The sequence below is a fragment of the Bacillus sp. 196mf genome, from assembly GCF_003217275.1.
Lineage (GTDB): Bacteria > Bacillota > Bacilli > Bacillales > Bacillaceae_G > Bacillus_A > Bacillus_A thuringiensis_S.
The window spans coordinates 1-13,530 of record NZ_QJTG01000035.1; the positions used below are offsets into that span (position 1 = coordinate 1).

Below are 13,530 nucleotides of genomic sequence, written 5' to 3' on the forward strand. Positions count from 1 at the left end.
TTGTAACAGGTTTACGCAAACCATCTGTAGAAGGTGGTTTATGACTATTTGTAGAGTTTTTTTTTGAAGCATGTTCTAGTTCTTGAATCCGTTTTTCTAACTTAGAGAATGTTTCTTCAAATAAAGAAATAACAGCTTCAGGTCCTTTTTTATATGCATCTAAAATGATTTTTCGATCGACCATCCTATTCACCCCCCTGTTTGATATACTCAGTATTTACAAATGGGAGGCATATGAAACTAGTAAAATTAAAAAAAGACACCAAAAGGTGGCTGAGTAGTTACAAAGTCTTACACTTTCCTTACATTATTGTAAGGGATTTTTTCTTAAAGCAAGTTCCCAAGAAAAAATTTTTCCGTTTCATACACTTTTATATTATTATTGAATGATACGAATTTTTATTACAAAAATCAAAGGAGACAGTTTTCAAATGGCTATCTTGCAAGGTTTAGCACTATTACTTGTTGTACTTTGTCTATTTACACTTTTCAGTTACCGTGCGCCTTACGGAATGAAGGCGATGGGCGCTTTAGCTAATGCAGCAATCGCAAGTTTTCTTATTGAAGCATTTCACCGTTATATAGGTGGAGAAATGTTTCATAATGACTTTTTACAATCAGTAGGAGAAGCTTCTGGTAGTATGAGCGGTGTCGCAGCAGCGATTTTAGTCGCATTAGCAATCGGTGTTTCCCCCGTATACGCTGTTTTAATTGGTATCGCTACTAGTGGATTCGGTATTTTACCAGGATTTTTCGCCGGATACGTTTGTGCCTTCGTCGTGAAATTTCTCGAAAAGAAATTACCGGCTGGTGTGGAATTTTTAGCAATCCTATTTATCGCTGCACCAATCTCACGTGGAATGGCAATGCTTATGGATCCGCTCGTTAACGCAACACTTGGTAAAATCGGTTCTATGATATCAGTTGCAACTACAGAAAGTCCTATCATTATGGGTATTATGCTTGGTGGATTAATAACAGTTATTTCTACCTCTCCACTGAGTTCTATGGCACTAACTGCAATGCTTGGATTAACAGGTTTACCAATGGCAATTGGTAGTCTTGCCGTAGCAGCCTCAGCCCCGATGAACTTTATTTTCTTTAAGCGACTAAAAATTTGCTCAAAGAAAGACACAATCGCTGTAGCAATCGAGCCTTTAACACAAGCAGATGTTGTTTCAGCAAATCCAATTCCAATTTATGCAACAAACTTCGTTGGCGGTGCACTTGCCGGTATTATTACATCGCTATTCCAGCTTGTTAATAATGCACCAGGAACAGCATCACCAATTCCAGGTCTTCTTGTCCTATTCGGATTTAATGACGTTATAAAAGTAACGATTGCTGCTGTACTATGTGGAATCGTTACCACTATTGTCGGATACATCGGGTCTATTGTGTTCCGTAAATATCCGATCCGCTCTGCTGATGAAATTCGTGGAGTTACTTCGGAAGAGAAGGTTGCATAAGAAAAAGAGCTATTCCCATCGTTTGAGAATAGCTTTTTTTGTGTTGCGTAACGGTAAATGAAATTATATCGGCGATTTTTTAAATATATCGACTTACCGACACATAACGACAAAGTAAGAGCCCTCTAATCATATAGAGGGCTCTTACTTTATCTAGCTGCAGCGGCTAGAATGATCGGTGGCTTCGCTTCTTCCTTCGAGGCAAAAAGAGCCTCTACGTCTGAAGCTCCATCCCCCTCACATTCTGAGCGAGCCGCTTCCGCTTTTATTTCTATCCAGTTACGCCTCCTAGACCCTTGCGTCTAAGAACCTTCCCTGCCAAAAGGTAAAAAGCACCTTTTGCAGGAAAGAACCTTAGTCACCGGGTCTAAACAGTCGGCTTCACTTTTATTTTACCCAACCGAGCAGCATTTCCCGCACGAATTTGCTTGCTGCGACTGGTGTTTGATCACTATGGTCGTAGACTGGGGCTACTTCTACTAAGTCTGCTCCAACTACATTTATATTTGAATTTGCAATTGCTACGATGGAATCTAATAATTCTTTAGATGTGATACCGCCAGCTTCTAACGTTCCTGTTCCTGGAGCGTGAGCTGGGTCTAATACATCAATGTCGATTGTGACATAGACTGGGCGTCCAGCAAGTTTCGGTAATACTTCTTTTAACGGTTCTAATACGTCAAATTTATATAAGTTCATACCTACTTCTTTCGCCCATTCAAATTCTTCCTTCATTCCAGAACGAATTCCGAAAGAATATACGTTTTCCGGACCAATTAAATCACACACTTTACGAATTGGTGTAGAGTGGGATAAAGGCTCCCCTTCATACGATTCACGTAAATCAGTATGAGCATCCATGTGGATGATTGCTAAATCCGGATATTTTTTTGCCATTGCCTTAAAAATTGGCCAAGACACTAGGTGCTCACCGCCGAGACCTAGTGGAAACTTATCGGCATCTAAAAGTTTTGATACATACTCTTCAATCATGTCTAAGCTGCGTTGTGCGTTTCCGAATGGTAATGGGATATCACCCGCATCAAAATATTTTACCTCTTCTAATTCACGATCTAAATACGGACTATATTCTTCAAGACCGATTGATACTTCACGAATACGTGCAGGGCCAAAACGAGATCCTGGACGGTAACTTACTGTCCAATCCATAGGCATCCCATAAATAACTACCTTTGACTCTTCAAAACTTGGATGACTTTTAATAAATACTTTACCTGAATAAGCTTCATCAAAACGCATATTCTTTTCCTCCTTATGTGGAACTTAAGGTATCCCAACCTTTCACTATTTCTCAAATTTGGAGCGAATTGCTCCTCTTTCTCGATTTACCGGGTCTTCTTTTTAACAACAAGAAGACGATTTTCTCTACAGAAGTGTAAGTAGCTAGCATGTTCAAGTCTTCTGGACAAACACCTTAAATGAGCTACTCACACTTTATTTGTTCAAGCTCGATTTTCTTACTTAATTAAATCGCCAACAAATTTCGGTAATGCGAATGCTGCGTTGTGTAATTCTTTTGTGTAGTATTTCGTTTCGATTTCGTGGAAACGCTCTTCACTTACTTCTAATGGATCATGTTTTTTAGATCCAATTGTGAACGTCCAAAGACCACTTGGGTATGTTGGAATATTAGCTGTGTATAAACGAGTAATTGGGAAAATTTCTTTTACATCTTTAAACACAGTCGTAATTAACTCTGGTGTGAACCAAGGGTTGTCCGTTTGTGCAACGAAAATACCATCTTCTTTTAACGCTTTTGAAATTCCAGCGTAGAAGCCTTTTGTAAATAGGTTTACTGCTGGTCCTACTGGCTCAGTAGAATCTACCATAATTACATCGTATTCATTTTCGCTTTCTGCGATATGTAGGAAACCGTCTCCTACTTTTACTTCTACACGCTCATTATCTAATGCGCCTGCAATTGATGGTAAGTATTGTTTAGAGTACTCAATTACTTTTCCATCGATTTCAACAAGAGTTGCTTTCTTTACACTTGGGTGTTTTAACACTTCACGAATAACACCACCATCACCGCCACCAACAACTAATACGTTTTCAGGGTTAGGATGTGTAAATAAAGGTACGTGCGCTACCATTTCATGATAAACGAACTCATCTTTTTCTGTTGTCATAACCATGCCATCTAAAATAAGCATGTTTCCGAACTCTTCCGTTTCAACCATATCAAGTTTTTGGAATTCTGTTTGCTCCGTATGTAATGTGCGGTTAATACGCGCCGTAATCCCAAAATGTTTTGTTTGTTTTTCAGTGAACCATAGTTCCATCGTACAATCACGCCTTTCAATGCAAATTTATAATAGGGACATCATTAATGTCCCCTAACAAAAATAAAACAAAACATCCAAAATGTATAGTTAAAAGTACAAAAATACCGAAAATATATTTTAGTCAGAGGGTTCTAACATATATGTATAAAGAAAACCCTTTCTTAAGAAAGGGCTTTTGTCTCTATTTCTACTGGTTTACGAATTGGAATTAGGATCATAATACAACCAACTAACACCACAATTCCACCTACTAAAAACGGGCTTTGTGGTGAAACAGTATGACCGATAATTCCTGATAAAATCGGAGCAATTGCGCCCCCTAACCAACGAACAAAGTTATAAACACCTGACGTAACAGATCTTTCATAAGGTGAAATATCCATTACATAACTTGTATATAATGCATTGTTTAAGCCAGATGCTAATCCTGATAAAACGATAAGAGTAATTTGTAACCACATAATTTTCACAAAGAATAGTGCAATTAAGAAAATCGCAAATACAAGTAAACTACCCTTCAATAATGTTTTTGGTTCATATTTCCCTTCTAGCTTATGTGCTAAAATTGCAGAACCGTAAGCTAACGCTAATCCCCATCCGCAAAATACAAAGCCTAATTGAATAGCTGATAAATGCATAATAAGTGGTGAATATGCTAACACAACGAAAAATCCGTAGTAGTATAACATTCCTGAAATCGCACCTTGCATAAACGGTTTATACTTCACCAGGTTAAGTAATTCTCCTACGCCAGCAGCCTTACGCTTCACTTTTCGCTCCGGTTCTTTTACAAAAAAGAATACTAAAATAAATGCTAAGAAAATTAAAATACTCGTCGCGAAAAATGGATAACGCCAAGAATGTCCACCTAATATTCCACCCAATAACGGCCCCCCAGCCATACCTAAGCCGATCGCTGCTTCGTATAATCCTACTGCTTCATGAACTTCTTTACTTAATGCTATTAACAGCGTCATTGCTGTAGCAAAAAACATCGCATTTCCTAATCCCCATCCAGCACGGAAAAGAGATAATTGAGCAATCGTTTGCGATATACCACATATAAACGCAAATACAGTCACAATCGCAAGACCGATTGTCATCATCCGTTTATCACCAAATCTTGATGCAAATATACCAGCTGGTAACATCATGATTGCCATCGTTAAAATATAAGCAGTAAATAACATTTCAACTTGCCAATGCGTTGCACCAATTTTCTCTGCAATAATCGGCAAAATTGGGTCGACTACTCCTATACCCGAAAAGGCAAGGAAGGTAGCCACCACTGTAATCAATCTCCCTAGTTTTTGTTTGCTCTCCATTTTGATTACTCTCCTTTTGTGCTCTCTAAAAATGTTACTGCACGATGTAAACTATCTTCAAGTTCTGCCTTTACACGTTGCATTTGCTCCATTTTTTCGTCTAACGTTTGCACTTGTTTTTCAAGCATATCTTTAATTTCTTGAATCACTTCACGATCACGAGGGTTCTCGCTATTTCTTCTTTGCTCCATTCTTTCTTTTAGTGATAAGAAATGCTGCATTTCTTGAAGTGTGATTCCTAGCACTTCTTTCGCTTCTACAATTCTTTTAATTCTGGCAATATCCTCATCCGTATACAGACGAATATTCCCCTCACTACGTTCTGGGGGATGAATTAAACCAATTTCCTCATAATAACGAAGTGTACGTTTTGTTAAACCGACTTGCTTTGTTACTTCATCAATTTTATACATGTTTATTCCTCCCTTCACTTGATTATTACATTTTACGTTAACGTTAACTTTTCTGCAACTGTTAGACTTTTGTAAATGTTTATCATATTCAATTGTATTTTCCCTAAAGCAGTTTCATAATGAAAGAAAAGAGATAATAAGGAGAATTTCACATGAGTAAACCACTTATTTTCGCTCACCGCGGAGTAAAAGGTACACATCCCGAAAATACGATGATTGCCTTCCAAGAAGCAGAACGCATTGGCGCTCACGGGATTGAACTCGATGTCCACTTATCAAAAGATGGTGAACTTGTCGTAATTCACGATGAAACCGTCGATCGTACAACAAATGGCGTTGGACTTGTTTCGGAAAAAACGGTAGAGGAACTACAATCATTGGACGCTGGTAGCTATAAAGACCCTTCTTTCCATGAAGCAAAAATCCCAACGTTGCGTGAGATTTTCATTTGGCTTTCCACAACGAACTTACAACTAAATATTGAATTAAAGACAGATGTTATTCATTACCCAAATATTGAGGAAAAAGCTGTTGCACTTGTGCGCGAATATCATCTTTCTAATCAAATTGTATTTTCATCATTTAACCATGACTCTGTTTCATTATTAGCAGAAATTGCTCCTGAAATCCCAAGAGCAATTTTATATGATACACCGATTGCTGATCCAATTGCCGAAGCAAAACAGAGAAAAGCAAGTGGATTACATCCAAACTTCCAGCTATTAACGAAAGAATTTGTGCAATTAGCACAAGAGCAAGGATATGTTTTCCGTCCATATACAATTAACGAATACAAAGATTTACAAACTATGATTGATTATGGTGTAGATGTCATCATTACCGATTGGCCAGCACGTGCCTTTGAGCTCCTTTCTTAATGGAAGGAGCTTTTTATTTTCGAAATTTCATTGTTTAAAATAAATGAAAACCCTCAATACTAATACAATAACGCTTGTATTAATGAGGGGCTGAAAAAAGATGGATCAGACTATGAATCCAAAACTTAAAAAATATAAACGTCTTTTCTTCACCGCAATGTTTTCTTGCGTCCTTTTCTTCGTTTTTTCTTTTTTTGTTATTATTATAGTCGCAAAAATTATGGGACCTCCTCCTGTTGCGGTCCCGCAAACAAGCGTCTTTTACGCAAACGATGATACTGTTATTGGACAAAGTAATGAAATTCAAAAACGTTACAATGTATCTCTCAATGAAATTTCTCCTTATGTAAAAGAGGCGACACTATCTATCGAAGACCAACGATTCTACAAACATCACGGCTTCGATGTGAAACGGATTGCGGGTGCAATTGTTGCTGATTTAAAAGCGATGGCAAAGGTACAAGGAGCTAGTACAATTACACAACAATACGCGCGTAATCTGTATTTAGATCATGATAAAACGTGGAAACGGAAATTATTAGAGGCAATGTACACTGTCCGCCTTGAAGTAAACTATAATAAAAATCATATTTTAGAAGGATATTTAAATACAATTTATTACGGACATGGCGCTTATGGAATCGAAGCTGCGTCCCGTCTATATTTCGATAAAACAGCAAAAGATTTAACATTAGCAGAAGCTAGTATGCTCGCAGGTATCCCGAAAGGGCCAAGTGTCTATTCTCCCTTTTTGAAAGAGGATCGTGCTAAAGGACGACAAGCTCTCATATTAGATGAAATGGTCGAACAAGGATATATTACGAAGCAACAAGCAGCCTTAGCGAAGAAAGAGCCACTAACTTTTGCCTCATTAGATACGAAAAAAGTAGCAGAGGTCGCACCATATTTCCAAGATGCTGTACAAGCTTCGCTTCTTCGTGATGTTGGATTAGACGAACAAGCTTTACAACGGGGTGGCTTGCGAATTTATACAACGCTAGACCCTAAACTACAAGCTGTAGCAGAGCAAGCTGTAAAAGATCATATACCTGACACAACAAACATACAAACTGCTCTCGTCTCTATGAATCCAACGACAGGTGAAGTGGCTGCTCTTGTTGGCGGAACTGATTATACTACGAGTCAATTTAACAGGGCTACACAAGCCGTTCGTCAGCCTGGTTCTACATTTAAGCCATTTCTATATTATGCAGCATTAGAACGAGGATTCACGCCTGCTACGCGCTTAAAAAGCGAATATACTGTATTTACTTTAGGTGACGGCGTTTCAAAGTATAAACCAAAAAACTATAAAGATTATTATGCAGATGATTTTGTAACGATGGCACAAGCTCTCGCAGTCTCTGATAACATATATGCTGTAAAAACGAATTTATTTTTAGGAGATGACGCACTCGCAAAAACAGCAAAACAATTTGGAATTACAAGTGCATTAAAAGATGTGCCTTCTCTAGCTCTCGGCACATCACCCGTAAAACCAATTGAAATGGTTAACGCTTATAGCATGTTCGCAAACGGTGGAAAAGAAGTAAAACCTACTTTCATTCGCCGCATTATGGATCATGAAGGAAATATATTATACGATGCTCATTTAGAGAGTAAACAAGTTCTCGACAAGAGCAAAGCGTTTGTAATGGAAGAAATGATGACCGGTATGTTTAATAAGAAACTAAGCAGTTATGCTGCTGTAACTGGCCAATCGATGTTATCAAAATTATCAAGAACATATGCCGGAAAATCTGGTTCTACTGAAACGGATAGTTGGATGATCGGATTTACTCCGCAAATCGTAACAGGTGTATGGGTCGGATATGATCAACCTAAATCTATTTCAAACGTAGCAGAACAAGGATATGCGAAGAAAATATGGACTGATACGATGGAGAAAGGCTTAGATGGACAGCCCAAAAAAGAATTTAAACAACCAGGTGACGTCGTAGCGGTTAGTATCAACCCAGAGAACGGTAAAATTGCTACAAAAAATTGTCCTATTTCTGTGAAAATGTATTTCGCTAAAGGTACCGAACCGACTGAATATTGTATGGATCACGTCGATGATAAAGAAGAATTTGAAAAAACGACTGAAGAAAAGAAAAAAACAAGTTGGTGGAAAAAATATCTTCCTTGGTAAAAAAATAGCTGACGGGCATCCGTCAGCTATTTTTTATTCACTTAATAATGCACGACGCAATTCTTCACTAGATTCGTTCCAAATCGCTTCATTATGTTCTTTCAAGAACGTACCAAGTACTTTTTTAGATGATTCATCCATATGGTCAACCATAATGTGACGCTTCATTGATTTATCCATTTTGTTTACGTGTTCTGGAAGTGATTTATATCCGCGACGAATTTCACGGTCTACTGTCATTTCACAAGCTGTTACACCTGCGTAATAAGCACCAGTTGCAGTTCTTTCAATCGTTACCCAAACAAGCCAAAATGGTTTTCCGTTTGGAACTTCATCTTTATTTGTTAAAAATTTAATACCTTTTTCTACTGTACTACGCGCATGCATCGCACCGATATCAACGAATGCGGTTTTCTCTAGTACATCAACAAATACAGGTGAAATGTTTTCTAGGCTTAATGCCCCAACACCAAATCCACCATGTCCATCTGTTGAATCATTTTTCACGATATTAAAACCGATTTTTTTCTTTTTCTCTGTCATATGTAAAATCCTCCTCACTTAAAAATTATAAAAGGCCAAAAATAGGCGCAATGATACTTTGTAAAAACATTAATACATGCGGAATAACTACCTGGAAAATAGGTTGAATTGTGTAATTACTAAGCGGTGTAATAACGAGAATTAATAACGCAATCGCTCCATATTTTTCATACTGTGTCATTTTCGCGCGAATATTTGCTGGTGCTAAATCTTCCACTACACGATACCCATCAAGTGGCGGGATCGGTAATAAATTAAATACAAGTAAAACAATATTTAACATAATAAAGAGCTCAAAAAACTTTCCTAATGTTTCAGCTACTGCAACTGGAACTGCATCTAACACTCCAAATACTGCTAAGCTATACAAAATAATTAAACCAATTGCACTTAAAATTAAGTTACTAATCGGCCCTGCAATTGAAACTAATATGCCTGCAAGACGCGGTCTTTTAAAGTTATATGGGTTAACAGGAACCGGTCTTGCCCAACCGAATCCAAGAATTAATACTGCAATCAAACCGATAGGGTCTAAATGAGCCATCGGTGATAACGTTAAACGCCCTTGTCTCTTTGCTGTATCGTCCCCAAATTTATATGCAACATATGCATGTGCAAATTCATGAACGGATAATGCAATAATAATCGCCATTGCTACCAACGGAATTTCGTGCAATGGATATCTAAATAACTGATCCATACTTCATCTCCTCTTCCATATGTCAAAAAAAGAAATTATTTGTTTTTTCGATTGTTCTTCCCCATAATCCGCTATAATAAGAGTGTAACTTACATAAAAGGAGCGATTGTACATGCCATACGTAACAGTGAAAATGCTAGAAGGACGCACAGAAGAACAAAAGAAAGCCCTTGCTGAGAAAGTAACAGCAGCAGTAAGCGAAACAACTGGTGCTCCTGAAGAAAACATCGTTGTTTTCATCGAAGAAATGTCTAAGAATCATTATGCAGTTAGCGGAAAACGCTTAAGCGACAAATAATTTCAAGTTTTTCATAAGAAGCAGCCACTAGCTGCTTCTTATTTCTTTCCTTCTAACAACTCAATAATTCTCTCTTTATATTTTCCTTTTCTTCCATCTTCATAGATTAAATCATGTGGATAGAATAGCTTTTGGTCCGTTCTTTTCTTACCTGTAATCGCCTCAACAATATCCGATTCACGTGAAAGCTCTCTAAGCTCTCCGTTTGGCATAAGAAGTAGGATTGGCAAACGCTCTTCTTCTTCTCCTGCACGATAAAAGTCATACGGTAAGTCTGATGTTGAATCAACTACTAAATAATACTCCGGATCAAGTCCAATCTTTTTAAATAAACTACTTAATTCCATCCAATTATCTAAACCATGTTTATCTGTAAACTCTACATATTTAAATAGATTTCGATTCATAAAACGGCGGCATAGATCGCTTAAAATTGGATCTTCTTCTTCCTGCCATACTTGGAAGTAGTAATACATAACGTTCTCGTCTAACTTTAAATAATCCTCTACTGTTACTTCTTCTTCAAATAAAGAATAGAAATGAACAGGATGATTTTTAAATGTATAATACTTCTCGTGCAATGATTTAGCACGGTGTAAAATCTTCGTTAAAATAACTTCTGCACTTCGCGTTACCGGATGGAAATATACTTGCCAATACATTTGATAACGACTCATAATGTAATGCTCAACAGCATGCATACCACTATTTTTAATGACTACTTGATCCCCATACGGGCGCATTACACGCAGTATACGTTCCATATCGAAGTTTCCATACTTTACGCCTGTAAAATAAGCATCTCTTAATAAATAATCCATACGATCCGCATCAATTTGGCTCGAAATCATACTAATTGCTAATTTATTAGTAGACGTTTTTGCAATTACATCTGCTACCTTTTGTGGAAACTCCTTATCAACACGACTTAATACATCATTAATCTCCGTATTGCCAACAATAATCTTTTGCGTAAATTTCTCATGATCTAATGAAAATACTTTTTCAAACGAGTGAGAAAATGGGCCGTGACCGACATCATGAAGTAATGCCGCACATAAACATAACAATCTATCTTCAGCATTCCAATTTGGTCTGCCATCAAACACATCATCAATCATACGACGAATAATTTCGTATACACCTAACGAATGAGTAAAGCGACTATGCTCTGCACCGTGAAATGTAAAAAATGTCGTTCCAAGCTGCTTAATACGGCGCAAGCGTTGAAATTCTTTCGTTCCGATTAAATCCCAAATAACACGATCACGCACGTGCACATATTTATGTACTGGGTCTTTAAACACTTTTGTTTCGCTGAGTTTGTCGTTTAAATATACCACTTTCCGACATCCCCCTTTCTTTACTACATTCTTACTTTATATTATAAACGAAATGAGAAACAGAAAGAAATGAAAGACTGTATTAATTACCTTTATAAAAAGAAAAAATCACCTTTACCGAAGTAAAAGTGATTTCCTTTATACATTATTTACCTAAAACGAATTCAGCAACTTCGTCTAAGATCATATCTTTCCCTAATGGGAAGTAACCTTTGTTTAAGTCTTCATTTTTAATTGTGAATACGTGGTTGTTTTTAACAGCGTTCATGTTTTTCCAAATTGATTCTTCTTGGAATTCTTTTAAGCGCTGAGAACCGTCACCAGTTGTAAATACGAATAAGTAATCTGGGTTGTAATCGATTAAAGCTTCTTTTTGTACTTGTACTAGTGGTTTATCAGTTGGTGTACCTTTAACTGCTGGTAGTTTTAAATCATTAAAGATTACGCTACCGTAACCGTAGTCACCGTATACGCGGAAAGCATTTGGATACGCAGCCATTTTCATGAATGTTGCTTCACCAGTTTTAGCGACGATTTTGTCATGTAATTTGCTTGCTTTTTCATCATACTTTTTGAACCATTCTTTTGTTTCTTTTTCTTTACCGAAGATTTGACCTACTTCTTCGAATTTTGGACGCCATTGATCTAATGGAGTGTTTAACATAACTGTTGGTGCAATTTTAGATAATTGATCATAAATCTTTTCTTGACGATTATTTACAAGAATTAAATCTGGTTTTGCAGCAGCTACTGCTTCGATGTTAATTTTATCGCCCCAAGCAGAACCAACTGGTTTAACGTCTTTTAGTTTCTTTTCAATATGTGCATCAATTTTTTCTTGAGATGTATTAGCAGTAATAACCGGTTTCATACCGAAAATTAATAATTCTTCTGTTGAACCACTAAGGTCAGCAATTTTCTTTGGGTTTGCAGGAATTTTAATTTCCCCTTTTGCATGTTTTACAGTGCGCTCTTCAGTCTTTGCATCTGCTTTCTTTTCTTCTTCTTTGTTAGAACAAGCAGCAAATAGTACAGAAGTCACAACTAATACCATTGCTAATAGTGCCATTTTAAAATTCTTCATGTTCCCACTCCTTCTAGCTGTATTTATCTTATAAGTTGCAATGAACTATAAGAAACGAATATAACAATTAATCAATATATTTTTATTAATTGTTGTTAATACCCCATTCTAACGGGCGTTCAACTTCCCATTCTTATATAAGAAGCTCAACGTCCATTAGAAGTCCCCCCTCTTCACGAGGGGGTTCTACTTAAGCTTTTTTACGCAATTGATTACTAATCATCGCTAAATCATATGTTAAGCAAATTGGCTTACAGTTTACTGGACATGGAACGATTTGAGCTTCAATCTCAAATACGTTACGAAGTGTTTCACTTGTCATAACTTCATCTGGTGTTCCTTGTTTCATTAACTTACCTGCTTTTAATGCAATCATATGATCTGAGAAACGAGAAGCGTGGTTTAAGTCATGGATAACCATAACAATCGTTCTACCTTCTTCTTCATTTAACTTTTTCAATAAGTTTAATACTTCTAATTGATGAGCCATATCTAAGTACGTTGTTGGTTCATCCAATACAAGTAATTCTGTTCCTTGTGCAAGAGCCATTGCAATCCAAACACGTTGACGTTGACCACCAGATAGCGCTTCTGCTGGACGATTCGCAAATTCTTTCATTCCTGTCACTTCAAGTGCCCAGTTAATGTAGCGATAATCCTCTTCTTTCAACGTGCCAAACCCTTTTTGATGAGGGAATCTTCCGTATGACACAAGCTCAAATACAGTAAGACCCGTTGGTACTTCTGCAGTTTGTGGTAAAATCGCCATTTTCTTTGCAATTTCTTTCGTTGGCTGTTTCTCAATTGCTTTTCCGTCAAGATAAACAGTACCTTGTTTTGCCTTCAAAATACGAGACGCCGTTTTTAATAATGTGGACTTCCCACAACCATTTGGCCCAATAATTGTTGTAATTTTCCCTTCCGGAATTTCAACTGTTAATCCATCAATAATTAAACCTTCATTATAGCCAACAGATACCGCATCAACCGCTAAAGTTGCCATACGAAAAGCCTCC

Annotated in this window: 14 protein-coding genes; 4 read left to right on the forward strand and 10 right to left on the reverse strand. The window is 37.1% G+C overall.

Features of this window, described 5'->3' with window-relative positions:
* Positions 1-184 (reverse strand): DUF6444 domain-containing protein (locus tag ATL10_RS27140; RefSeq protein ID WP_258375813.1); only part of this gene is annotated, 184 nt, incomplete at its 3' end.
* Between the two features lie 247 nt (positions 185-431).
* Between ATL10_RS27140 and ATL10_RS27145 the strand changes: the two genes are divergently transcribed.
* Entirely contained in the window at positions 432-1,469 is a 1,038-nt protein-coding gene (locus ATL10_RS27145) for a PTS sugar transporter subunit IIC (protein WP_000996313.1), read from the forward strand.
* Positions 1,470-1,856: 387 nt separating this feature from the next.
* Here the strand turns inward: ATL10_RS27145 and speB are convergent, their stop codons facing one another.
* The 4 genes from speB to ATL10_RS27170 all read right to left on the reverse strand — a co-directional run bounded on the left by speB (position 1,857) and on the right by ATL10_RS27170 (position 5,516).
* Entirely contained in the window at positions 1,857-2,729 is an 873-nt protein-coding gene (speB, locus tag ATL10_RS27155) for an agmatinase (protein WP_001209831.1), read from the reverse strand.
* A gap of 218 nt (positions 2,730-2,947) precedes the next feature.
* Positions 2,948-3,775, reverse strand: a complete 828-nt coding sequence (speE, locus tag ATL10_RS27160) for a polyamine aminopropyltransferase (protein WP_000424696.1) — start codon at positions 3,773-3,775, stop codon at positions 2,948-2,950.
* Between the two features lie 164 nt (positions 3,776-3,939).
* Positions 3,940-5,103, reverse strand: a complete 1,164-nt coding sequence (locus ATL10_RS27165) for an MFS transporter (protein ID WP_000444233.1) — start codon at positions 5,101-5,103, stop codon at positions 3,940-3,942.
* A gap of 5 nt (positions 5,104-5,108) precedes the next feature.
* Positions 5,109-5,516 (reverse strand): MerR family transcriptional regulator, encoded by a 408-nt coding sequence (locus ATL10_RS27170; protein WP_000276560.1) that lies wholly within the window; start codon positions 5,514-5,516, stop codon positions 5,109-5,111.
* Between the two features lie 152 nt (positions 5,517-5,668).
* Between ATL10_RS27170 and ATL10_RS27175 the strand changes: the two genes are divergently transcribed.
* Both ATL10_RS27175 and ATL10_RS27180 read left to right on the forward strand, forming a co-directional pair.
* The gene (locus ATL10_RS27175; RefSeq protein WP_000042783.1) at positions 5,669-6,394 is read left to right on the forward strand and encodes a glycerophosphodiester phosphodiesterase; all 726 of its coding nucleotides are present in this window, start codon (positions 5,669-5,671) and stop codon (positions 6,392-6,394) included.
* A 100-nt stretch (positions 6,395-6,494) separates the two neighbouring features.
* Complete coding sequence (locus ATL10_RS27180) at positions 6,495-8,546, forward strand: transglycosylase domain-containing protein (RefSeq protein WP_088022134.1); 2,052 nt, start codon at positions 6,495-6,497, stop codon at positions 8,544-8,546.
* Positions 8,547-8,579: 33 nt separating this feature from the next.
* Here ATL10_RS27180 and ATL10_RS27185 read toward each other — a convergent pair whose 3' ends face one another.
* Both ATL10_RS27185 and ATL10_RS27190 read right to left on the reverse strand, forming a co-directional pair.
* Positions 8,580-9,089 carry a YwhD family protein gene (locus tag ATL10_RS27185; protein WP_000136683.1) on the reverse strand — a complete coding sequence of 170 codons (510 nt, stop codon included), beginning with the start codon at positions 9,087-9,089 and terminating at the stop codon, positions 8,580-8,582.
* Between the two features lie 25 nt (positions 9,090-9,114).
* Positions 9,115-9,789 (reverse strand): site-2 protease family protein, encoded by a 675-nt coding sequence (locus ATL10_RS27190; RefSeq protein ID WP_000372443.1) that lies wholly within the window; start codon positions 9,787-9,789, stop codon positions 9,115-9,117.
* A 112-nt stretch (positions 9,790-9,901) separates the two neighbouring features.
* Here ATL10_RS27190 and ATL10_RS27195 point away from each other — a divergent pair, with 112 nt between their 5' ends.
* Positions 9,902-10,087 (forward strand): 2-hydroxymuconate tautomerase, encoded by a 186-nt coding sequence (locus tag ATL10_RS27195; protein ID WP_098227042.1) that lies wholly within the window; start codon positions 9,902-9,904, stop codon positions 10,085-10,087.
* 38 nt (positions 10,088-10,125) lie between these two features.
* Here ATL10_RS27195 and ATL10_RS27200 read toward each other — a convergent pair whose 3' ends face one another.
* The 3 genes from ATL10_RS27200 to ATL10_RS27210 form a co-directional block, all read right to left on the reverse strand.
* Entirely contained in the window at positions 10,126-11,430 is a 1,305-nt protein-coding gene (locus ATL10_RS27200; protein ID WP_000262741.1) for an HD domain-containing protein, read from the reverse strand.
* Positions 11,431-11,575: 145 nt separating this feature from the next.
* Positions 11,576-12,514 (reverse strand): ABC transporter substrate-binding protein, encoded by a 939-nt coding sequence (locus ATL10_RS27205; protein WP_000787724.1) that lies wholly within the window; start codon positions 12,512-12,514, stop codon positions 11,576-11,578.
* Positions 12,515-12,704: 190 nt separating this feature from the next.
* Positions 12,705-13,517 carry an ABC transporter ATP-binding protein gene (locus tag ATL10_RS27210; protein ID WP_000212068.1) on the reverse strand — a complete coding sequence of 271 codons (813 nt, stop codon included), beginning with the start codon at positions 13,515-13,517 and terminating at the stop codon, positions 12,705-12,707.
* Positions 13,518-13,530 lie beyond the last annotated feature (13 nt).